Origin of the sequence: Streptosporangium sp. NPDC050855 (assembly GCF_044456585.1) — a bacterium.
GTDB lineage: Bacteria > Actinomycetota > Actinomycetes > Streptosporangiales > Streptosporangiaceae > Streptosporangium > Streptosporangium longisporum.
Genome location: NZ_JBITFY010000003.1, coordinates 278,446 through 299,437 on the forward strand (window position 1 = coordinate 278,446; position 20,992 = coordinate 299,437).

Consider the following 20,992-nt stretch of genomic DNA (forward strand, 5'->3'; position numbering starts at 1 on the left):
GCTTTACCGGGTGAGGACACGACGCAGGCGCCAGACGCCTAGGGCGAACAGGACGGCGGCGTAGCAGCTCAGGATGGCGAACTGGGGCAGGATGTCGACGATGGTGCCGCCGTTCCTGACCAGTTCGGCGAAGGCCTCGTAGGCCCAGGCGTGCGGCGTCACATGGGCGATGGTCTGCATGGTGGGGCTGAAGGACTCCAGGGCGACCATGGAGCCGCCGAGCGCGGCGAGCCCCAGCCCGAGGACCATGGCGACGGAGATCGCCGCCCCGGGGGTCTTGAACGCCGATCCCAGCAGCATCGCGGCCCCGCTCCCGACCAGGGAGAAGACCAGCACGAGGGTACCCGCGGCGAACGGGTCCCCCCAGTCGACCCCGAAGATCACGGCCGAGCCGATCATGATCAGCAGTGCCTGGGCGAGAGCGATGATCAACCGGCCGAGGGCCTCGCCGGTGACGATGGTGCGCGCCGTGACCGGGCTGGCGTACATCCGGCGCGCGACGCCGAGCAGCCGGGTCTCGATGAGGCCGATCGCGGCGGTCAGCGAGGTCAGGAAGGTGAACATCAGCATCAGGGGCGGCGCCGAGGCGCCGAAGGGGTTGAACCCCTCGGGGAACAGGCTCCGGCCCGTGGTGGTGACGTTCACCTGGACCGTCCCGATGTCCACCCGGGCGGCCCTGGCGAGGTTCTCCTCGAAGGTCCCGCTCCCCTCCTGCTGCCCGAAGCGGGCGGCGCGCAGCAGCGCGGCCTGCTGGGGGACGACGGAGCGGATCCAGGTGCCGATCTCGGCCGCGCCCGGGTCCTCCTGGCGGGTCAGGTAGCGCAGCTCGACCTGTCCCCCGTCGCGCACCCTGGCGTCGTAGTCGGCCGGGACGATCACGCCGGTCCGCAGCCTGCCGCGCTCCACCGCGGTCCGCAGCGCGCCCTCGTCGGCGACCGGCTCGACCACGATGCGCTTGCCCGAGCCGAGGGCCTGGACCAGCTGCTCCGACAGCGGCCCGGAGCCGCTCACCACGCCCAGCGTCAGCTGCTGGCTGCCGCCGAACATCTGCCCGAGCACGAAGACCATCAGGAACGGCGCCACGATCAGGAAGAAGATGTTGGTGCGCTCGCTGAAGACCCGGCGGAGGTTGACCATTGCTATGGCGAGGGCCTTCACGCGTGCACCATCCTTCCGATGCGGAACAGGGCCAGGGCGCCTCCCAGGACGGCGAAGCCGAGCAGGGCGGCGACCGGGATCGCCACGGCCTGCAGCGACCCCCCGCCGGCCAGGTCGCCCAGGCCCTGCATGAACCACTTGTGGGGTGTGAGGTAGCCGAGCACGTTGAGCCCGCCGAGCTGCGCGCTGGGGAAGAACACCCCGCCGAAGATGCCGAGCAGCATCGCCACCACCGACTGCCAGTTCGACGCCTGCTCGGCGGTACGGGCGAAGGTGGCCAGCGCGGTCATCAGCCCGGTGGCGGCGAGCACTCCCGAGACCACCAGCGCGGCCACGCCGAGCGGGTCGCCCCAGCGGGCTCCGATCACGAGCGTGGTGACCACGACCAGGATCGTCATGCTCACGATGCCGACCAGGACGCCGCTGAGCAGCTTGCCCATCACGATCGTGGGCCGGGAGATCGGCGCGGCCAGCATCCGGGTCAGCGTGCCGCCCCTGCGCTCGTCGAAGATGCTGGTGACGCTGAAGACCACGGCGAAGAACAGGAAGAACATCGCCATGCCGGCCGAGTAGTAGGTGGTGACGTCCAGCTGGCGCTTCAGCGCGGAGGCGTCCTCGCGCAGCGAGACCGGCATGGGGAGCGCGCCGGCCCGCTCGGCCAGCTCGCCATCGGGGGCCGTCCCCTGGGGGGTGGCCACGGCGACGGCCAGCCGGACCGAGTGCAGCCCGGCGGCGTAGGACTGCGCGACCTCCCGGGCGACCTGGACCGCGACCGGGGCGCCGACGTTGCCGATGATCTCCAGTGTGGCGGGCCGTCCGGCGCGCGCGTCGGCGGAGAAGTTCGCGGGGACGACGAAGGTCGCCTCCACCTCGCGCCGCTCCGTCAGCGCGCGGGCCTCGTCGACGGTGGCCACCGGCCGCAGGGTCACGACGCCCGACGTGCTCATGGGCTCCAGCACCTGGCCGACGAAGCCGGTGTTCCCGGCCGCGCGGTCGGCGTCGACCACGGCGTAGCGGGCCTTGAACTCCTGGCCCGCGTCACCGAGGACCGCGTTGAGGATGAAGGCCATGCCGAGCGGCAGCACGACCGCGAAGACGATCAGTGTGCTGTCCTTGGCCCGCTGCCGCAGGTCCTTCACGAGTATGGTGATCATTCCGCGCACCGTGGGCCTCCGTTCCCCTCAGTTCCCGTCGGTCCCTGTCAGTCCCGAAGCGCCTTGCCGGTGAGGTGCAGGAAGACGGCCTCGAGGTCGGGTTCGCGCACCTCCGCCGAGCGGACCGCCGCGCCCGTGCCCGCCACGACCTCGAACAGTCGCGGCAGCACCGCCCTGGCCCCCTCCACGAGGAGGTCGATCCGGGAACCCTCGCCGGACACCTGGCGCACCTGCGGCGCGTCGGCGAGCGCCTGCCGCACGCGGTCCAGGTCACCGTCCACCTGCAGCAGCACCTGGTCGTTCTCGCCGACCATGTCGACCAGCTCGCGGCGGGTGCCCTCGGCCTTCATCTGGCCCAGGTCGATGATGCCGACCCTGTCACAGAGGCGCTCGGCCTCCTCCATGTAGTGGGTGGTGTAGAGCACGGCCACCCCCTCGGCGGCCAGGCGCTGCACGCTCTCCAGGATGGAGTTGCGGCTCTGGGGGTCGACTCCCGCGGTGGGTTCGTCCAGGATCAGCAGGCGTGGACGGTTCAGCAGCCCGATGCCGATGTTCAGGCGGCGGGCCATGCCCCCGGAGTAGCCGGAGACCGCCTCGTCGGCGCGGTCGGCCAGCCCGATCGTCTCCAGCACCTCGCCCACCTTGCTCTTGCCCTCACGTCCCCGCAGCCCGTGGAGCTGCGCGAAGAACCACAGGTTCTGACGTGCCGTGAGGTCCTGGTAGAGCGCGAGTTCCTGGGGTACGTAACCGATCAGCGCCTTGGTCTTCGTGTTCCGCGCGTCGTGCGGCTGCCCGTCGATGACGACGGTGCCCTCGTCGCGCTCGACGACGCCGACAATCATGGAAATCGTCGTGCTCTTTCCGGCGCCATTAGGCCCGATCAGCCCGTAGACTTCGCCCTCGGCGATGGAAAAACCGATGCCGTCGACCGCGACTATCTGGCCATAACGTTTACGGAGTCCTTCGCACACCAGAATGCTGTCGCTCATACGGCCTGATTCAACACGTCCTGTTCTCCGTGCACAAGATATCGGAGAAGGCGGTGGCTGGCTTTGCGATCGGCTCGCGAATGGCCTACGGCGTTTGCCGTCGTACGGGGTGCCCGCTCTCGGGAGAAAAAGGGCCCTGACGGGGTGCTCCCCCGGTCGCCCGGCGGGTGCGAGGGGACCGCGAACGCGGGGGGAGGCGCGAGGCCTCCCCCCGCGAACGCGGAAGGAATCAGCAGGTGCTGCTGCTGATCGTGCTGCTGGGCAGCTCGGCGTACTCGGGCGCTACGTCGATCTCCTGCAGCTCGAGAATGTTGGACAGATCCATTAAGACACCTCCTTCGAGGGCTCGAATGTCAGACCGGCCATGTGGCGGCCCCGGACGGCCGGGAGTTTCCTCCTCTTTGGCACATCGTCGTCCTCGCCGGTTTCGGAAGGTGAACCGCTCGTATTTCACGAATTTCACGGAGCCTGCACCGTGACACTCAACCGAAAAGCGATGACGAGCGAAAGAGCCATCGAGGCGTCAATCCCGGTCGCTCCGCTGACGAAACATAGTTATGGATCGCCGGAATGCGCAACGGCCTGTCCTAAAACGGCCACCCTGTCCGTGTTTCCATAAGCCGGAAACAACGGCCATGGGTCCGGGGCTTTAGCCGTGACATTATATTTTCATGCACCACGCCGAGCCGAATGCCAGCGGGGACCGGGTAATCACGCTCCAGGAACTGCGCGACGTTTTTCACCGGATGGCGGAGAGCCGGTGCCGGGAGGTCCTCGCGGTGCTCTCCGAGGACCCGCTGGGCAGGTTCCTGTCCGAGCGGGTGGGCGAGCTCCGCGCCGCCGAGAACCGCTCGGTCTCCGTCGTCCGCGCCGAGACCGCCGGTCCGGCGCCGGACTCCCCCGCGGACCGCTCCCGGGTCCGGACGCTGCCCTCGGTCCCGCTCTCGGCGCTGATCACCGACCGGCGGACGGCGCTGCTGTGCCTGCGGACCCCGCCGGGCGAGGAGGCCGGCCCGGTGGCCCTGGTGACGCGGCCCGGCCACGTCTCCACCCTGGTGTCCGTCTTCGACCACCTGTGGGGCAGTGCCTACGCGCCGCCCCCCGAGGGCGCCTCCCCCGACGGCAGGCCCCAGGGACGCTGCCGGGCCGTGCTGGACCTCCTGGCGGAGGGGCTGACCGACAACGCCGTGGCGGCCCGGCTCGGCATCGCCGAGCGCACCGTCCGGCGCGAGGTCAACGGGCTGATGCAGTCGGCGGGCGCGACCAGCAGGTTCCAGCTGGCGCTGCGCGCCCAGGAGCTCGGCTGGCTGCGCCGTCCCGCCGGCGAGACAAGACCGCAGACGGGCCCGGAAGCGGGACCTGCCGCGGGCCGCGTATCGCTTTCCCATGACCGTGGATAGCAGCGTTGACTATCCAGGAACCCCAAACCTAATGTCCAACCGTCAGCGAGATCCGACGGTTCGATCACACGGGACCATTGCGTCCCGGAACCATCACCGCCGAGAGAAATTCAAGGTGACACAGTCGTGCTCATTCCCCATGTCGAGACTCAGCGGACGACGCTCGCGATCGCGGACGTGTCGGACGGGGTCGCCCTCTACGAGCTTCTCCTCGGCCTGGGACTGCACAGCATGCCTCCGCTCAAGGTGTTCGTGGAGCAGATGAAAAAGCAGGATATTTCTGCACTTTTCGCGATCAAGCTGCGGCACACCGGAGAGACCGTGGGGTTCGGGACCCTGCACGAGATGGACCCGGCCGGGCACATCCAGGTCGGCATATTCACCGACACCGACAAGGCGCGGTACGGTCTCGGCGGTGAGGCGATGATGCTTCTCGTGAATTACGCGTTCGCCACCTGGGAGAACGTCAGGAAAGTCTATTTCGTCACCACGGACGCCAGCATCGACCGGCTCGGCTGGGTCGGAGACCTCATTCCCAAGGAGGCGACCCTCCCCGAGCACATGTTCTTCCGGGGATGCCTGTGGGACGTGCATTTCTACGCCATTTACCGGCGGATGTGGGAGAAGCAGGGCGCCGACGTCCTCACCCGGCTGGTCGAGGGACCTGACGCCCGGCCCAAGGGCCTGCGCGCGCTCGTCCGTCATCTCAGGAAGCTCGTCACGAGGCCCAAGGAGTACGCGCGGTGACCGACACCCCGACCGGCCGCAGACCACCCCCCGAGTTCGGCGGCGAACGGCTGCTCGTGATCGGTACCGGCGCCATCGCCGCGATGTACCTGCCGTTCTGGCTCAACTGGCTGACCACGGCGTACCGCGACCTCGAGGTGCAGGTCGTCCTGACCACGAGCGCGGAGCGTTTCGTCAGCGCCCAGGCGCTGAGCGTGCTCGTCCGGCGCGAGGTCGTCCCGGACCGCTGGCCCGAGGAGACGCGGCCGGACGCGCTGCACGTGCGGCTGGCCGAGTGGAGCGACAGCGTCGTCGTCTACCCGGCGTGCGTGAACTTCATCTCCAGGCTGGCCCTCGGGCTGGCCGACACCCCCGCGCTGCTGATGCTGCAGTGCACCTCGGCCCCCATCGCGGTGGCCCCCTCGCTGCCGCCGGGCGCGTTGGACAACCCGACCCTGCAGCGGCACCTGGCGACCCTGGCCGAACGGCGCAACGTCGTGGTCTCGCCGGTGCAGGCGGTACCGAGCCTGACCACCGGGCGCCGCGACGCCGCGGGGGCGCCCCCGCTCTCGACGGTGATCGGAATGCTGGAGGAACTGCGCGGCTCCCTGTCCGGCGAGGGGTCACGGGCGGCCGAGGCCGAGGCGGTCTAGCCGGACGGTCCCCCGCCGGGGCCGTACGGGACCCGCCGGTTCCGGCGAGGCGGCGAGGCGGCGGACACGGCCGGGACGGCACGCAGCAGCGGGCACGCGATAGGGAGCACCACGCATGCAGGACATGATGCAGATCTACACTCTGGCCGACCCGCTCTTCTTCGAGGAGCCCACGCGCTGGTCGGGAGGGGTGGGCTTCATCGGCGACGCCGAGCTGGCCGTGTCGCGCGCGGCCGTCCCCGAGGGCTGGGTGCGCAAGGAGCGCGGCGTCTGGGTCTCGCTGCGACCGGCCGATCAGGCCACCGCCGAACAGGGCTGGAAGGTGCATCTCTCGGCGACGCTGGACAACGCCGACCGGCTCTGCTCGGCCGCCTGGGACCACTGCGTCGAACGTGGCATCCCGTTCAAGCACCTGCGTGACCGCAACATGCTGCTCGTCTTCAACGCCAAGTACTCCCCGCGCGGCTCCAGCGGGAAGCTGGTCACGATCTACCCGCGCGACGAGGAGGAGCTGCGGTCGGTGCTGACGGAGCTCTCGGCCGAGCTGGACGGCGAGCGGGGCCCGTACATCCTCAGCGACCTGCGCTGGGGCACCGGGCCGCTGTTCGTCCGCTACGGCGGCTTCACCGAGATGACGTGCGTGGACGAGCACGGCGAGACCGTCTTCGCGATCCGCCACCCCGACGGCACCCTGCTGCCCGACCGGCGCAGGCCGGTCTTCGATCCGCCGAAGTGGGTGGAGCTGCCGGAGTTCCTCCGGCCGCACCTGGACTCCCGCCACGACGGCGCGGGCGCCGAGCTTCCCTACCTCGTACGGCGGGCCCTGCACTTCTCCAACGCCGGGGGCGTCTACCTGGCCACCCGGCGCACCGACGACAGGGAGGTCGTGCTCAAGGAGGCCCGCCCGGACACCGCGGTGGACGCCAACCACCAGGACGCGATCACCCGGATGGCCCGCGAGAGCTGGGCGCTCACCGCGCTGCGCGGCATCCCGGGGATCCCCGAGCTGTACGACGAGCTGGACGTGGCCGGGCACCGCTTCCTGGTCGAGGAGTACATGGACGGCCAGCCGCTGAACGTCTGGTGCGGGACCGCCCACCCCTGGGTGACCAGGGCGGAACCGACCGAGGAGGAGATCGCCGCCTACACCCGCAGGGCGGTGCGCATCTCGGAGCGGATCGAGGAACTGATCACCGCCGTGCACGCGCGCGGGGTGGTGTTCGGCGACCTCCACCTGGGCAACGTCATCGTCCGGCCGGACGAGTCGGTGGCACTCGTCGATTTCGAACTGGCGTTCGAGGCGACGGACGCCGACTGGCGGCCCGGGTTGTCGGCGACGGGGTTCGGCAGCCGCGACAAGAGCGGTGCCGACCGCGACCTGCACGCCCTGGCCGCGGTACGCCTGGCCATGTTCCTGCCCTACAGCAAGATCACCGCGCTTCAGCCGGACAAGGTCCACGAGTTCGTCCGGCTGATGTGCGACGAGTTCCCGGTGCCCGCGGACTGGGCCGGGACGATCCTCTCCCACCTGGCGCCCCCCGGCGCCTCCCCGGTCCCACCGGATTCCGGGAGCCCCGGGATCCCTGGGAGCCCCGCGGGGTCCGTGGCTTCCGTGACCTCCGCGGGTTCTCCGGCGCCCCTCGGCCGGACGCGGCCCGAACAGGAGCGTCCCGAGCAGGCGCGTCCCGACCTGGACGCGCCGGTCGTCGACTGGGAGGCGGTGCGCGCGTCCCTGGCGAAGGGGATCCTGGCCTCCGCCACCCCCGACCGGGAGGACCGCCTGTTCCCCGGTGACGTCCACCAGTTCCTGTCCGGGGGACTCGGCCTGGCCTACGGCGCGGCCGGGGTGCTGTGGGCGCTGGACGTGACCGGCCACGGCCGCCGTCCGGAGCACGAGCGCTGGCTGATCGACGCGGTACGGCGCACCACCCCGCGCCGCCCGGGGTTCTACGACGGCACGGCCGGCCTCGTCCACGTCCTCGACCACCTGGGGTACCCGGACGAGGCGGCCGAGCTGCTCGACCGGCATCCGGTGCCGGACCGCGCGAACATCTCGATGTTCTCCGGGTTCGCGGGCATCGGCGCGGCGCTGGCCCACCTGCCGGAGGGACGCGACCGGCTGGCGACGGCGCTGACCGTCGCCGACCGGCTGGCGGACGCCGTACGGCGCCGCGATCCCGGCACGGCCCGCGGCCCGGGACTGCCCGCCCCCACCCGCCCGGTGGAGCCCGGCCTGATGCGGGGCTGGTCCGGGGTGGCCCTGTTCCTCATCCGGATGTTCGAACGGACCGGTGACCCCGGCCACCTCGACCACGCCGCGCTGGCCGTGGGCCTCGACCTCGACCGGTGCGTGACGACCGCCGACGGCGGGCTCGTGGCCGAGGAGGCGGGGGTGCGCACGATGCCCTACCTCGACGTCGGCAGCGCGGGCATCGCCCTGGTCGCCGACGAGTTCCTCGCCCACCGCGAGGACGACAGGATCCGCGCGAGCCTGCCCGGCCTGTTGCGCGCCTGCCGGACGCGCGTCGCGCTGCAGTCCGACCTCTTCCGCGGCACGGCCGGCCAGGTGGCCGTGCTCTCCCGGCTGGGCGCCGACGACGAGCAGGCGATGGACCGCCGGCTGCGGGACCTGTGCCGGCACGCCGTCTCCTTCCGGGGACACCTCGCCTTCCCCGGCACGAACGGCTTCCGGCTCTCCATGGACCTGGCGACGGGCGGGGCGGGCGTGCTGCTCGCCATGTCGCAGGCCGCCGGGACCGGCACGTCCTTCCTGCCGTTCTTCTCTCCCCGCGGGAGGCGCTGAGATGGACGACGAAGCGGCGGTGTCCGTCAGGGGACTGCGCAAGGAGTACGGGCGGATCGAGGCCGTCAAGGGCGTCGACTTCGACGTGGCGCCCGGGGAGGTGTTCGGCCTGCTGGGCCCCAACGGGGCGGGCAAGAGCACCACGATCAACATGCTGTGCACGCTGGTCCGGCCGACCGGCGGCAGCGCGACCGTCGGCGGGCACGACATCGTGCGGCAGCGCGACGAGGTCAGGCGCGACATCGGGCTGGTCTTCCAGGAACCGACCGTCGACGGCTACCTCACCGGCGCGCAGAACCTGAGCTTCCACGCCGAGCTGTACGGCCTGCCCAGGCACGCCATCGGCGACCGGATGACGAGGGTCCTGGACATCGTCGGCCTGTGGAAGCGCCGCCACGACCGCGTGCACACCTACTCCGGCGGCATGCGGCGGCGCCTGGAGATCGCCCGGGGCCTGCTGCACTCCCCCCGCGTGCTGTTCCTGGACGAGCCCACGGTCGGGCTCGACCCGCAGACCCGGGTGGCCATCTGGGGCTACATCGCCGAGCTGCGCGAGCTGGAGAAGATCACGGTCTTCATGACGACGCACTACCTGGAGGAGGCCGAGTACTGCGACCGCATCGCGATCATCGATCACGGTTCCGTCGTGGCGCTGGACACCCCGGAGGCGCTGAAGGCCACGGTGGGCAGGGACCGGATCCGCATCCACACCGAGGACGACGAGGCCGCCGCGACGGCACTGCGGGAACGCTTCCTGGTGGAGGTCGCGCCGCGCGACGGCGGGCTCGTCTTCTCCGTGCCCAGCGGTGAGGAGTTCGTGCCGCGCCTGTTCTCCGGGCTCGGCGTGCCCATCAGGTCGGTGCAGATGACCAGGCCCTCGCTGGACGACGTCTTCCTCGCCTACACCGGCTCGACCATCCGCGACGCCGAGGACGGCGCGAGCGGCACCGACGGCACCAACGGCACCGACGGCACGGGCGGTACCGGCCCCGAGGACGGCGCGAGGGGCGTTCCCGACGTTCCCGGCGTTGCCCGCACTCCCGGTGTTCCCCGCACTCCCGACCCTCCCGGTGTTCCCGGTGTTCCCGGTGTTCCCGGTGTTCCCGGTGTTCCCGGCGGTGAGGTGAACGGCACGTCTCCCGCGAACGGCGCGGGCGGCGACGACTCCGGTGACGTCCGCGGCGAAGAGGTGACGGTCCATGGCCGCGATTGAGACTCCCCCGGCCCGCGTCCCGCTGCGCGGCGCCGCCCACAACCTGCGCGCGGTGCGGGTGGTCCTCCGCAGGGAGATGATCCGCTTCGCCACCGACGGCAAGCGCGTCACGGCCATGCTCTTCCAGGCCTTCATGTGGATCTTCATCATCGGCACCGGGTTCGGGGCCCTGATGCCGGGGGTCCCCGACGGCGTCGACCTGAAGACCTTCATGTTCCCCGGCGTCATCTCGATGACGGTGATCCTGACCGCGATGTTCTCGGCCTCCTCGATCGTCTGGGACCGCGAGTTCGGCTTCCTGCGGGAGATGCTGGTCGCGCCGGTGAGCCGTACCGCGATCGTGTTCGGCAAGGTCCTCGGCGGCGCGCTGGTCGCGACGCTCCAGAGCCTGGTGATCGTGGCCATGGCCGGGCTGGTCGGCGTCCCCTACGACCCGGTCATGATCGCCGGGCTCGTCGGCGTGATGTTCCTGACCGGCTTCACCATGTCGGCCTTCGGGGTGCTGGTCGCCGCGCGGATGACCAGCATGGAGTCGTTCCAGGGGATCGCACAGATGGCGATCATGCCTCTGATGTACCTGTCGGGGGCGCTGTTCCCGCTCACCGGCCTGCCCGGCTGGATGAACACCCTGACGCTGCTCAACCCGCTGACGTACGCGGTCGACCCCACGCGCCAGGTCGTCTTCGCCCACCTGACGGTCCCGCCCGAGGTGATGGCCGTGTACGGCCCCGGGGTGTCCTGGTCGGGTTGGACCGTCCCGGTGGCCCTCGAACTGCTGCTGGTCGGCGGCGCGGGCCTGCTGATGCTCGCCCTGGCCGTCGCCCGCTTCAACCGTACCGACTGAGAGCCGTAGCCCGCGGGAACCGCGCCCCGGGACCGGTCCTGCCACGACCGGGACCGGCGTGAGCGGGACCGGCGTGAGCGCCACCGCGCCCGGCCGGTCAGGCGGACTGGGCGTCGACCGTGCCCAGCAGTTCCCTGAGCCGGTCGCGCTGCTCGGCGGTGAGGACCGAGAACAGCTCCTCGGCCACCCGCCTGCGCTCCTCGCGTACCCGCTCGTACAGCTCGCGTCCCCCGGCCGTCACCACCAGCAGGGTGGAGCGGCGGTTGGCCGGGTCGACCTCGCGGCGGACCAGACCGGCCTCCTCCAGGGCGTCGACCACCGGGGTCACCGAGCGCGGCACGATCCGCAGCCTCTCGGCGAGCTGCACCATCCGAAGCGGCGGCTCGGACTCGACGATCACCCTCAGCGCCCGCGCCTGGCCGGGGCTCAGACCGAGCGGGCCCAGCCGCTCGCCGTACCCGCGCCGCAGCCGGCGGCCGACGCCGTGCACCAGATCGGCCAGTTCCGTCTCCACAGCGCCGAACCTATCCCAGCGCGTCCGGGAATGAATGAGAGGTAACCTCTGTTTGAGTAAACATCAGAAAGGAGTTCCATGACGGAACCAACCGGGAGTGCCCTGCGGCACGAAACATCACGTATGCACGACGAACCCCGCGCTCCCCTGCGGCGCGTCGTCGGCCTGTTCCGCCCCTACCGGGGACGGGTGGCCGTCGTGGGCGCCCTCATCGGGGTCTCCTCGCTCGTCTCGCTGGCCTCGCCGTTCATGCTCCGCGAGGTGCTCGACGACGCCATCCCCAACGGCAGGACCGGCCTGCTGACGCTGCTCGCGCTCGGCATGGTCACGGTGGCCGTCGTCACCAGCGTGCTCGACGTGATCCAGACGATGATCTCCACCGGGGTCGGCCAGCGCGTCATGCACGACCTGCGCACCGCGGTCTACGGCCACCTGCAGCGCATGTCCCTGGCCTTCTTCACCCGCACCCGGACCGGCGAGGTGCAGTCGCGCATCGCCAGCGACATCGGCGGCATGCAGCAGGTGGTCACCTCCACCGCCGCCTCGATCGTCTCCAACCTGACCACCGTGGTGGCGACGATCATCGCGATGCTGGTGCTGGACTGGCGGCTGACCCTCATCTCGCTTGCGCTGCTCCCCGTCTTCGTCGCGATCAGCCGCAGGGTCGGCCGGGAGCGCCGCATGATCACCTCCGAGCGGCAGCGGAAGATGGCCGCCCTGTCGTCGATGGTCCAGGAGTCGCTGTCGATCAGCGGCATCCTGCTCGGCCGGACCATGGGGCGCGGCCCCGAGCTGGCCGGCCGCTTCTCCGCCGCCTCCGACGAACTGGCCGACCTGGAGGTCCGCTCCAGCATGGCCGGGCGCTGGCGGCAGTCCACCATCCAGATCATCATGGCGGCCATGCCCGCGGTGATCTACTGGTCCACCGGCCTGACCTCAGCCGTCTCCATCGGCACCGTGGTCGCCTTCACCACCCTGCAGACGGGCCTGTTCCGGCCCTCCGTCTCGCTGCTGCGGCTCGGCGTCGACGTGCAGAGCTCGCTGGCGCTGTTCGCCCGGATCTTCGAGTACCTGGACCTGGAGGTGGACATCCACCCCGGCACCCGTACACCGGAGAGCGTGCGCGGCGAGATCCGCTTCGAGCACGTCGACTTCTCCTACGGCGAGACCCCGGCCCTGTCGGACGTGGACCTCACCGTCCCGGCCGGCACCACCCTGGCCGTGGTCGGCGAGACCGGCTCGGGCAAGACCACCCTGAGCTACCTTCTCCCCCGCCTGTACGACGTGACCGGCGGGCGGATCACCATCGACGGCGTGGACGTGCGTGAGCTGACCTTCGAGTCCCTGGCCGAGACGGTCGGCGTGGTCTCGCAGGAGACCTACCTGTTCCACTCCTCGATCGCCGACAACCTCCGCTTCGCCAGGCCCTCGGCCACCGACGAGGAACTCGTCGCCGCCGCGCGGGCCGCCCGGATCCACGACCACATCGCGTCACTGCCCGACGGGTACGACACCGTGGTCGGCGAGCGCGGCTACCGCTTCTCCGGCGGGGAGAAGCAGCGCCTGGCCATCGCCAGGACGCTGCTGCGCAACCCGCCCGTGCTCATCCTCGACGAGGCCACCAGCGCCCTCGACACCCAGACCGAGCGCGCCGTCCAGGAGGCCCTGGACACCCTGTCGCGCGGGCGCACCACCATCACGATCGCCCACCGGCTGTCCACGATCCGCGACGCCGACCAGATCGTGGTCCTCGACCACGGCCGCGTCGTCGAACGCGGCACCCACGACGAGCTCCTCGCCTCCGACGGCCCCTACGCCGCCCTCGTCAACCGCGACCGCTCCCTCACCACCGCCTGATCCGGGTCGTGGCGCGGGCCCTGAAAGATCACCTCTCGTTCACGCCGGAGGGGGTGGTCAAGGCGGCCTCGGCGTTCTACGTTCCGTTCGATGACCTACGGCCTGACTCGGAGGAATGATGGATCGTCGAACGCTGTTACGCGCGACCGTCGTCGGAGTGGGAGGTGCCGCGTTCTCCGGAGCGCTGTGGGGGCAGGCGTTCGGCGCCGTCGCCCAGCCGGGGCCCAGCCCGTACGGTGACCTGCGGGCCGCGGACGCGAACGGTGTCGAGCTCCCCGCGGGGTTCACCAGCCGGGTGATCGCCCGCTCCGGGCAGCGGGTCGCCGGGTACACCTGGCACCCGGCGCCGGACGGCGGGGCGTGCTTCCCCGACGGCAGCGGCTGGATCTACGTGTCCAACTCGGAGGTCCCTCTCGTCGGCGGGGCCTCGGCAGTGCGCTTCGCCGCCGACGGCTCCATCACCTCGGCCTACCGCATCCTGTCCAGGAGCAACGTCAACTGCGCGGGCGGCGCCACGCCGTGGGGCACCTGGCTGTCGTGCGAGGAGGTCCCGCTCGGACGGGTCTTCGAGACCTGGCCCGCCGGCGGGCGTTCCGCCGAGGAGCGCACCCGGATGGGCCGCTTCAAGCACGAGGCCGCCGCCTGCGACCCGGTGCGGCAGGTCGTCTACCTCACCGAGGACGAGGGCGACGGCTGCTTCTACCGGTTCGTCCCCGACACCTGGGGTGACCTGCGCACCGGCAGGCTCCAGGTGCTCTGTGCCCCGGCCGCGCAGGTGACCGGGCCGGTGACCTGGCAGGACATCCCCGACCGCGACGGTTTCCCGATCGCGACGCGCAAGCAGGTCTCCGCCGCCAAGCACTTCGACGGCGGCGAGGGCTGCTGGTACGACCGCGGCGTCTGCTACTTCACCACCAAGGGCGACAACCGGGTCTGGGCGTACGACGCCGCCGCCTCCAGCCTCGACCTGGCCTACGACGACTCCCTGGTGACCGGCGGGACCGCCCCGCTGACCGGGGTGGACAACATCACCGGCGCGCCCACCAGCCGCGACCTGTTCGTCGCCGAGGACGGCGGCAACATGGAGATCAACGTCATCACCGGCGAGGGGGTCGTGGCGCCGTTCCTGCGGCTGCCCGGACAGTCCTCCTCGGAGATCACCGGCCCGGCGTTCTCCCCGGACGGCTCGCGCCTGTACTTCTCCTCCCAGCGCGGCACCTCCGGGTCCTCGGCCGGCACCGGCGGGATCACCTACGAGGTGACCGGGCCGTTCCGCGTGCGGCCCTGACCCTCTGCCCGTCGGCGCCCGTCCCGGACTCCGGGACGGGCGCCGACGGGCTCACGGCGCGACGGCCGTCCCTCCCGGCACCGCACCGGACGCCCGGCGCACGGTCCCGCGAGCCGTCAGGAAGAGGGCGAGCGTGCCGAGAACGAGGAACCCCTGGGCGACCAGGTTGGTGACGGTCGCGACGTCGTGCAGCATCAGCAGCAGGAAGCCGAGGCACGAGTAGGTCAGCAGGGCCCCGCCCGCCGACGCGAGCCGGTGCGCCGCGCCCCAGTCCTGGTCCCACGACCATCGGATGATCACTACCGTCGCCGCGGCGAGCAGCACGACGCCCATGGCGATCCCCCACCGGTTCTCCGGCCGGGCGACGAACACGGCGGACGTGACGAACACCGCCGTCCCGGCCTGCCACGGAGCCGGTGCCCGCAGGAGCCTCGCCGGGCGGGGAGGCCCTGCGGGCGCGCCGGGAGCACCGGGAGTACCGGGACGCCCGGCGGACGAGCGGGGTCGTCCCGTCGCGAACGCGACGACGACCAGGAGGGTCACGATGACGGCGGTCGCGATCCGCTGCGGTGCCGACGCCATGAACCCGCTCTCGTCGTGAATGCCGCTGAAGATGAGCAGCGATCCCAGGACGAACACGACCGAGGTGACGGCGAGGCCGAACCTGCCCAGCCAGGGAACCGCCGCGCGACGGGGCACCAGGCTCTCGACGAGGGCGATCGGGACGCCGATGCTCCAGATCGCGTGCCCGGCGAGGAAGCCGAGGGCGTTGTTGCCGCTGATGCCCAGCGCCGGGACGAAGGTGGCGTGCGAGGCGTCGCCCTCGTACAGCGGGGCGGGGTTGAAGAGGGTCTGGTCGATCAGGCCCGCCTCCAGCAGGCCGTACGCGGCTCCCAGCAACAGGATCGTCGTCCAGCCGCGCCCGGTGCGCCGTACCGTCTCGCGGATGATGATCGCGCCACCGCCGTACATCGGCGCGAGGAGGAGCAGGCCCCACAGCTCGGAGGCGGGGACGTTGCCGAGCAGGTACTCGGCGACCAGCGGGGACAGCAGGAACAGCCCCAGGGCGGGGGCGATGCGCCGCGCCGTCCCCGGCTCGCCGCCCGTCTTCCGGCCGGGGCCGGGATCGGGATCGGAGCCGGGGCCGGGGTCGGAGCCGGGATCCAGGCCCGGTTCCCGGCCGATGCCGGTGCCGGGGTGAGGATCGGGGTCCGCCGGCCGGGGCTCCTGCCGCCGGTCGTGGGGAACGTTCGCCGTCATGGGAGCGACGCTAGGCCGCGACGACACGCGCCCGCATCGGCCGCAGGAACGGCCCCCGCCCTACTTTAGATGGATTCTCGACATATATACCTTTTAAAGGAAATATCATTCCATATCTCCTCCAGGAGATCCTCGTGAAGAACTGCGTGATAAATGCACCACAACCGGGAAAAGATAAATAAGCGACTTACGTGAGTTCGTCGTTACTTTTCCGGCGGATCGATCCCCGCGCGCAGCGACCCGGCTCGACCCGCGAAGACGTCGGCGTACGGGACCCGTGACGGTTCCTTCAGGGGCTCCCGTTCCGGAGGGCGATGATGGTCGATCTTGGTTTCGCCGGGGCGAGCAGGCCCGCCAACGACTACCGGCTGCTCGGGGTCACCGACGGGGACACCCCCACGATCGCGATGGCGATCCGGATGGTGTCGATCGACACCCCGGAGAGCGCGTACGGCGGCAGTCCTCCCACCGCGCAGGCGGCCCTGGAGCGCGCCCGGGTACGGCTGCTGGACGGCACCTACGACGCCCTGCCCGAGGACCTGCGCGCCTACCTGGCCTCCAGGATCACCCCCGACGCGGCCGCGCGGCACCAGGCCGCGGGCAAGGCCGCGGCGGCCGAGCACCAGGCCGCGGTGACCGCCCGGCTGACCCGCCCGGACGGCTCGCAGCGCAAGCTGGCCGTGATCGCCACCGGGGAGCTCATCGAGGGCAACGGCCGCCTGCTGGCCTACACCGCGCCCTGGTTCACCGGCACCGCCGCCGACCCGCTGCCACCGCGCGGCGACCCGCGCCGGCGTACCTTCAACCTCGACATGGTCGCCTCCGGCTGGGCGGCGACCTTCCTCATCTACCCCTCCCTCCCCTCGGCCGCCGACCTGAACCTGCTGCTGGCCGAGGCGGAGGCGGCCTGGGCCGGACGGCGCGGGGCGTGGGCGCGGTTCGGCGAGGACCTGCTGCTCGGGTACGAGTACCGGGCCTGCGTCAAGCTCGGCTCCGGCGATCTCCGTGACGGCCCGGAGGCGGCGATCCGGCAGGCGTTCCAGCGGGTGTGCGTGGACCTGGGGACCATGCGGGAGACCGGCCTGTACGGCTACCACCGGGTCCCGCCAGCCCGCCGCCTGTGGATCTGGGAGACCGACCTGGAACGGGCCCGCCGCGACCTTCCCCTCGTCCCCTGATCCCGGCCGGGACGCCTCATCCCGCGGGACGGTCCGATCGGGTCAGGCGCCGCCCGGGGCCTGCCCGGAGTGGTGGTCCAGCAGCCGGCCGAGCAGCGCGACCAGCAGGCGCCGCTCGTCGGCCGACAGCGGGGCGAGCAGGTCGTCCTGCACCCCGTCGAGCACCTCGTCCATCCGGCGCAGCCGCGACCGGCCCTCGTCGGTGATCGTCACCGTGTTGCGCCTGCGGTCGGCGGGGTCGGGGGCGCGCTCGACGGATCCCTGCTCGGTCAGCTCGTTGATCGCGTTCACGACGTCGCTGCGGTCGACGCTGCACCGGCGCCCCAGCACGGCCTGGCTCATCGGCCCGAACTCGTGCAGGGCGGCCAGCAGGCGGTAGTGGTACCCGCGCGCGTCCGCCTCGGCGAACCCCGCGGACACCAGCCGCCGCGCGTGCACGGCCAGCTGGGTGATCAGCCAGCTCGGCTTGGCGGACAGGCGGCTCGGAGGTGATTCCACGAACGGCCACCCTAACAGAATCGTTGGAACGACCTATGATCTCCGTCGCACCGGTCCCGCCGTCGTCGTCGGCCCTGACGGGGCCCGCGGTCCTGCCGTCGTCACCGATCCCGCCGGGACCGTCCCCGCCCGATTCCGGTCCGCGCGACGTCCGCGCGTACGATCTCGCCCATGGCGGAAGGATCGACTCCCATGAACGGCGCCTCCCAGGTCACGCGGCCCACCGTCCGCGTCGCCACCGACGAGGACGTCCCCACGCTGGTCTCCCTGGTCCAGTCGGCGTACCGGGGAGAGCAGAGCCGGGCGGGCTGGACCACCGAGGCGGACCTGCTGGACGGGCAGCGGACCGACGCCGAGGGCGTGACGGACGCGGTGCGGGGGCCGGACGGCCGCATGCTCCTCATGGAGTCCGGCGGCGAGGTCGTCGCCTGCTGCCAGGTGGAACGCAAGGAGGGACACGCCTACTTCGGGATGTTCGCCGTACGCCCCACCCTGCAGGGCGGCGGCATCGGCAGGGCGCTCCTGGCCCACGCCGAGCGGTTCGCCCGCGACGAGTGGGGCGTGACCGAGATGCGGATGACGGTGATCTCGCTCCGCGAGGAACTGCTGGCCTGGTACGAGCGCCGCGGCTACACCCGCACGGGCGAGAGGTCCGCCTTCCCGTACGGCGACGAGCGCTTCGGCGTGCCGACCCGCGAGGACCTGGAGTTCGAGCTGCTGGTCAAGACCCTCGGCTGACCGGGACGAGCGGGGCCGGTCCTGCCCGTGCCGCCTCGCCGGCGGCGGTAGCGTGATCCGAATGAGCGAGACCTACCTCGAACCGGCCGCGTGGTTCGCCACCCTGCCCAGCGTGTTCATCTCGGCCAGCATGCTGCTCACCGACGCCGACGACCGGGTACTGCTGGTCAAACCCAACTACCGGCCCGGCTGGAACTTCCCCGGGGGGATCACCGAGGAGAACGAGGCTCCCCACGACTGCGCCGCGCGCGAGATCGTCGAGGAGCTCGGCCTGTCCGTCGAGCCGGGTGATCTCCTCGTGGTCCACTGGTCGCCGCCGCTCGGGGAACGCCCCCGGCCGCTGGTCAACTTCCTGTTCGACGGCGGCGTCGTGGCCGATCCCTCCCGGATACGGGTCCAGGCCGAGGAACTGGACGAGGTGGCGTTCTTCCCCTGGGAGGAGGGCATCGCGCTCCTGCCGTCGAGCACCTCCGCGCGCCTGCGCACGGCGCGCCTGGCCAGGGCCGACGGTCACCCCCACTACCTGGCGGGCGGCTCCGACGAGACCGCCGAATGACCCCCGTGACGACCGGCCGTTCCCGGTGAACGGCTGACCTGGTGATTAGCGACGGCAAACGGGTAGGGCCGCGGTATGAGCGAACTACCTCCAGACCGCGAGGGTCTGAGCGACGAGCAGGCGATCGAGGTCGCGGAGTGGACCGACGACCGCGGGCTCAACCACGAGGTCGTCGAACACGACGACAGGCACCGTGACACCCTTGACGAACGTCTCCGCCGGGAGCTGCCGGACCACGAGCGGCCCCCGCGCGAGGACTTCCGCCTGGTGGCGCCCGACGAGGGCGGCAGCCCGGACCGGACGGCCGAGGAGTACGCCACGGACGTGGGCCCGGACGACGACGACCTGTCCGCCGAGGAACGCGCCGTGCACATCGAGCCGGACATCGAGTACCGGGACGTCTGATCCGGTGGCGGACGCCGCGTACCGGGACGTTCCATCCCGCGACGGACGTCGTGAGCCCGGCACCCCCGGACCCCGCCTCACCGGCGGGGGCCGGGGGTGTTTCACGTCCCGGGGTGTTCCGCCCTCCCGGGCGGTGACGGCCCGGGACGGCGGAACGCCCTGGGAGCGCCGTCCGGCGGGGTGACGCGAGAGCCCTCGGAGCACCCCCGGCGGCCGATTCCCGTACAGCCGGATCGTTGACAGAAACCTGTGGGAAACATAAACTCGCCCCTGTTGGGAAAGCGCTTTCCGGAGCATCCGCCCGGAGGTGTCCTCTCGCCACGAGGTGGTGATGCCATGGTCGCCCTCTGATCCGCACCTTCTCTCTCCCGAGCGCGGTGTCCACTCCCGCCTCGCGTCCCGCGACACCGCGGTCTCACCTCCCGGGCGAACCGGCCCCGGTCGGCGAGCACGGTCACGTGGCCGGACGCACCCCTCACCGTTGCGGTGCACCCGCCGTCTCCGCCCTACTCCCCGCGGTCACGGCCCGCGCACCCGCGCCGCCCGTCGCGGCCCCGTACTCCTCTCCCGGCCGACGCCGCCTGACAGCATGCCGCCGCGACCGCGGCGTGCAGAGAGCAGAGAACACATGCCCCTCCCCGCCACCCCCCCACCGGCCCCGCGGCCCGCTCCGGCGGCACCGACCGGCCCCTCCCCGGCCGCCGCCCCCTTCTTCCGGCGCGGTCCGCGCACGACGCTCGTCCTGGGCGCGATCGCCCTGCTGATCGCCGCGCTGACCGGCACCACCACCGCCACCGCGCAGACCGGAGCGCGTCTCGCGGACCCGGTCGACGCCATGGTCGGCTTCGCCACCGTCAACGCCCTCGGCCAGAACGGCACCACCGGCGGCGCCGGCGGGCCCACGGTCACCGTGACCACCACCGCGCAGTTCCTCGACTACATCTCCCGCCCGGGGCCGTACGTCATCCGGGTGAGCGGCAGGATCACGCTGCCCACCGGCTCCAACGACGGCATGTACAACGTCGCCTCGGACAAGACGATCATCGGGGTCGGCGCGAACGCCGCGCTGGTCGGCGGCGGGCTGAACATCGGCCTGCCGGTCAGCGACTCCGTCACCTCGCCCCCGGCGAACGCCGTGCACAACATCATCATCCGCAACATCGCGTTCTCCGGCGCCTCCGACGACATGATCAACGTGCAGATGTTCAGCCACCACATCTGGATCGACCACAACGACTTCTCCAACGGGGACGACGGCGCGGTCGACATCAAGCGCGGCTCCGACTTCGTGACCGTCTCGTGGAACAGGTTCCACGACCACGACAAGACGCTGCTGCTCTCCCACGACGAGGACGCCGGCCCGCAGGACATCGGCAGGCTGCACGTCACCTACCACCACAACTTCTTCGACGCCTCCGACCAGCGCCACCCCCGGGTCCGCTTCGCCGACGTCGTGCACGTCTACAACAACTACTACCGGGACAACAGCTACGGCATCGCGTCCACCTACAACGCCGGGGTGCTGGTCGAGAACAACTACTTCTACAGCGTCAACAACCCGGGCCGGGTCGAGTTCAGCGGCGACCTCGGGCGCCTGGTCGAGCGCGGCAACATCCTGGTCGACTGCAACCACCCCATCGAGACCCGGGGAACGGTGACCGAGCCGCGCACCTACTACTCCTACGCCCCGGATCCGGCGTCCGCGGTGCCGACCATCGTGCCCGCCGGCGCCGGCGTCGGGAAGATCTGATGGAGACG

General features: G+C 71.3%; 20 protein-coding genes. 13 read left to right on the forward strand and 7 right to left on the reverse strand.

Going from position 1 to position 20,992, the window contains the following annotated elements:
- Nucleotides 1–3: 3 nt before the first annotated feature.
- The 4 genes from ACIBCT_RS09255 to ACIBCT_RS09270 form a co-directional block, all read right to left on the reverse strand.
- The gene (locus ACIBCT_RS09255) at nucleotides 4–1,158 is read right to left on the reverse strand and encodes an ABC transporter permease (RefSeq protein ID WP_399186886.1); all 1,155 of its coding nucleotides are present in this window, start codon (nucleotides 1,156–1,158) and stop codon (nucleotides 4–6) included.
- Nucleotides 1,155–2,312, reverse strand: a complete 1,158-nt coding sequence (locus ACIBCT_RS09260; RefSeq protein WP_399186887.1) for an ABC transporter permease — start codon at nucleotides 2,310–2,312, stop codon at nucleotides 1,155–1,157. The genes ACIBCT_RS09255 and ACIBCT_RS09260 overlap by 4 nt, the downstream gene beginning before the upstream one ends.
- 47 nt (nucleotides 2,313–2,359) lie before the next feature.
- Complete coding sequence (locus ACIBCT_RS09265; RefSeq protein WP_399186888.1) at nucleotides 2,360–3,301, reverse strand: ABC transporter ATP-binding protein; 942 nt, start codon at nucleotides 3,299–3,301, stop codon at nucleotides 2,360–2,362.
- A gap of 229 nt (nucleotides 3,302–3,530) precedes the next feature.
- Complete coding sequence (locus ACIBCT_RS09270; RefSeq protein ID WP_350974439.1) at nucleotides 3,531–3,626, reverse strand: class III lanthipeptide; 96 nt, start codon at nucleotides 3,624–3,626, stop codon at nucleotides 3,531–3,533.
- Nucleotides 3,627–3,972: 346 nt separating this feature from the next.
- On the opposite strand from ACIBCT_RS09270, the gene ACIBCT_RS09275 reads away from it, so the two are divergent.
- The 6 genes from ACIBCT_RS09275 (at nucleotide 3,973) to ACIBCT_RS09300 (ending at nucleotide 10,940) form a co-directional block, all read left to right on the forward strand.
- A complete protein-coding gene (locus ACIBCT_RS09275; RefSeq protein ID WP_399186890.1) occupies nucleotides 3,973–4,701 on the forward strand; it encodes a LuxR C-terminal-related transcriptional regulator in 729 nt (242 codons plus the stop codon).
- 126 nt (nucleotides 4,702–4,827) lie between these two features.
- A complete protein-coding gene (locus ACIBCT_RS09280) occupies nucleotides 4,828–5,448 on the forward strand; it encodes a GNAT family N-acetyltransferase (RefSeq protein ID WP_399186891.1) in 621 nt (206 codons plus the stop codon).
- Entirely contained in the window at nucleotides 5,445–6,080 is a 636-nt protein-coding gene (locus ACIBCT_RS09285; protein ID WP_399186892.1) for a flavoprotein, read from the forward strand. The genes ACIBCT_RS09280 and ACIBCT_RS09285 overlap by 4 nt, the downstream gene beginning before the upstream one ends.
- A 115-nt stretch (nucleotides 6,081–6,195) precedes the next feature.
- The gene (lanKC, locus tag ACIBCT_RS09290; protein WP_399186893.1) at nucleotides 6,196–8,883 is read left to right on the forward strand and encodes a class III lanthionine synthetase LanKC; all 2,688 of its coding nucleotides are present in this window, start codon (nucleotides 6,196–6,198) and stop codon (nucleotides 8,881–8,883) included.
- A gap of 1 nt (nucleotide 8,884) precedes the next feature.
- Entirely contained in the window at nucleotides 8,885–10,096 is a 1,212-nt protein-coding gene (locus ACIBCT_RS09295) for an ATP-binding cassette domain-containing protein (RefSeq protein ID WP_399186894.1), read from the forward strand.
- A complete protein-coding gene (locus ACIBCT_RS09300) occupies nucleotides 10,083–10,940 on the forward strand; it encodes an ABC transporter permease (protein WP_399186895.1) in 858 nt (285 codons plus the stop codon). Before ACIBCT_RS09295 ends, ACIBCT_RS09300 begins: the two co-directional genes overlap by 14 nt.
- A 97-nt stretch (nucleotides 10,941–11,037) precedes the next feature.
- Here ACIBCT_RS09300 and ACIBCT_RS09305 read toward each other — a convergent pair whose 3' ends face one another.
- Entirely contained in the window at nucleotides 11,038–11,454 is a 417-nt protein-coding gene (locus tag ACIBCT_RS09305) for a MarR family winged helix-turn-helix transcriptional regulator (protein ID WP_399186896.1), read from the reverse strand.
- A 123-nt stretch (nucleotides 11,455–11,577) separates the two neighbouring features.
- Between ACIBCT_RS09305 and ACIBCT_RS09310 the strand changes: the two genes are divergently transcribed.
- The gene (locus ACIBCT_RS09310; protein WP_399186898.1) at nucleotides 11,578–13,311 is read left to right on the forward strand and encodes an ABC transporter ATP-binding protein; all 1,734 of its coding nucleotides are present in this window, start codon (nucleotides 11,578–11,580) and stop codon (nucleotides 13,309–13,311) included.
- A 157-nt stretch (nucleotides 13,312–13,468) separates the two neighbouring features.
- Nucleotides 13,469–14,599 (forward strand): alkaline phosphatase PhoX, encoded by a 1,131-nt coding sequence (locus ACIBCT_RS09315; protein WP_399186899.1) that lies wholly within the window; start codon nucleotides 13,469–13,471, stop codon nucleotides 14,597–14,599.
- Nucleotides 14,600–14,650: 51 nt separating this feature from the next.
- Here the strand turns inward: ACIBCT_RS09315 and ACIBCT_RS09320 are convergent, their stop codons facing one another.
- On the reverse strand, nucleotides 14,651–15,859 hold the full coding sequence (locus tag ACIBCT_RS09320; protein ID WP_399186900.1) for a hypothetical protein: 1,209 nt from the start codon (nucleotides 15,857–15,859) through the stop codon (nucleotides 14,651–14,653).
- Between the two features lie 314 nt (nucleotides 15,860–16,173).
- Here ACIBCT_RS09320 and ACIBCT_RS09325 point away from each other — a divergent pair, with 314 nt between their 5' ends.
- The gene (locus ACIBCT_RS09325) at nucleotides 16,174–17,037 is read left to right on the forward strand and encodes a hypothetical protein (RefSeq protein WP_399186901.1); all 864 of its coding nucleotides are present in this window, start codon (nucleotides 16,174–16,176) and stop codon (nucleotides 17,035–17,037) included.
- Nucleotides 17,038–17,079: 42 nt separating this feature from the next.
- Here ACIBCT_RS09325 and ACIBCT_RS09330 read toward each other — a convergent pair whose 3' ends face one another.
- Nucleotides 17,080–17,535, reverse strand: a complete 456-nt coding sequence (locus tag ACIBCT_RS09330; protein ID WP_399186902.1) for a MarR family winged helix-turn-helix transcriptional regulator — start codon at nucleotides 17,533–17,535, stop codon at nucleotides 17,080–17,082.
- A 171-nt stretch (nucleotides 17,536–17,706) separates the two neighbouring features.
- Between ACIBCT_RS09330 and ACIBCT_RS09335 the strand changes: the two genes are divergently transcribed.
- From ACIBCT_RS09335 to ACIBCT_RS09350, 4 genes are all read left to right on the forward strand, one after another.
- The gene (locus ACIBCT_RS09335; RefSeq protein ID WP_399186903.1) at nucleotides 17,707–18,273 is read left to right on the forward strand and encodes a GNAT family N-acetyltransferase; all 567 of its coding nucleotides are present in this window, start codon (nucleotides 17,707–17,709) and stop codon (nucleotides 18,271–18,273) included.
- Nucleotides 18,274–18,334: 61 nt separating this feature from the next.
- Entirely contained in the window at nucleotides 18,335–18,829 is a 495-nt protein-coding gene (locus tag ACIBCT_RS09340) for an NUDIX domain-containing protein (protein ID WP_399186904.1), read from the forward strand.
- Between the two features lie 75 nt (nucleotides 18,830–18,904).
- Nucleotides 18,905–19,234 carry a DUF5709 domain-containing protein gene (locus ACIBCT_RS09345; RefSeq protein ID WP_399186906.1) on the forward strand — a complete coding sequence of 110 codons (330 nt, stop codon included), beginning with the start codon at nucleotides 18,905–18,907 and terminating at the stop codon, nucleotides 19,232–19,234.
- Between the two features lie 628 nt (nucleotides 19,235–19,862).
- A complete protein-coding gene (locus ACIBCT_RS09350; protein WP_399186907.1) occupies nucleotides 19,863–20,984 on the forward strand; it encodes a polysaccharide lyase family 1 protein in 1,122 nt (373 codons plus the stop codon).
- Nucleotides 20,985–20,992: the final 8 nt, after the last annotated feature.

Coding starts and splice junctions, on each gene's coding strand:
- ACIBCT_RS09345 (WP_399186906.1), top strand. CDS start 18,905: ATGAGCGAACTACCTCCAGACCGCGAGGGTCTGAGCGACGAGCAGGCG.
- ACIBCT_RS09295 (WP_399186894.1), top strand. CDS start 8,885: ATGGACGACGAAGCGGCGGTGTCCGTCAGGGGACTGCGCAAGGAGTAC.
- ACIBCT_RS09310 (WP_399186898.1), top strand. CDS start 11,578: ATGCACGACGAACCCCGCGCTCCCCTGCGGCGCGTCGTCGGCCTGTTC.
- ACIBCT_RS09270 (WP_350974439.1), bottom strand. CDS start 3,626: ATGGATCTGTCCAACATTCTCGAGCTGCAGGAGATCGACGTAGCGCCC.
- ACIBCT_RS09335 (WP_399186903.1), top strand. CDS start 17,707: ATGGCGGAAGGATCGACTCCCATGAACGGCGCCTCCCAGGTCACGCGG.
- ACIBCT_RS09325 (WP_399186901.1), top strand. CDS start 16,174: ATGATGGTCGATCTTGGTTTCGCCGGGGCGAGCAGGCCCGCCAACGAC.
- ACIBCT_RS09340 (WP_399186904.1), top strand. CDS start 18,335: ATGAGCGAGACCTACCTCGAACCGGCCGCGTGGTTCGCCACCCTGCCC.
- ACIBCT_RS09275 (WP_399186890.1), top strand. CDS start 3,973: ATGCACCACGCCGAGCCGAATGCCAGCGGGGACCGGGTAATCACGCTC.
- ACIBCT_RS09300 (WP_399186895.1), top strand. CDS start 10,083: ATGGCCGCGATTGAGACTCCCCCGGCCCGCGTCCCGCTGCGCGGCGCC.
- lanKC (WP_399186893.1), top strand. CDS start 6,196: ATGCAGGACATGATGCAGATCTACACTCTGGCCGACCCGCTCTTCTTC.
- ACIBCT_RS09260 (WP_399186887.1), bottom strand. CDS start 2,312: ATGATCACCATACTCGTGAAGGACCTGCGGCAGCGGGCCAAGGACAGC.
- ACIBCT_RS09265 (WP_399186888.1), bottom strand. CDS start 3,301: ATGAGCGACAGCATTCTGGTGTGCGAAGGACTCCGTAAACGTTATGGC.
- ACIBCT_RS09350 (WP_399186907.1), top strand. CDS start 19,863: ATGCCCCTCCCCGCCACCCCCCCACCGGCCCCGCGGCCCGCTCCGGCG.
- ACIBCT_RS09320 (WP_399186900.1), bottom strand. CDS start 15,859: ATGACGGCGAACGTTCCCCACGACCGGCGGCAGGAGCCCCGGCCGGCG.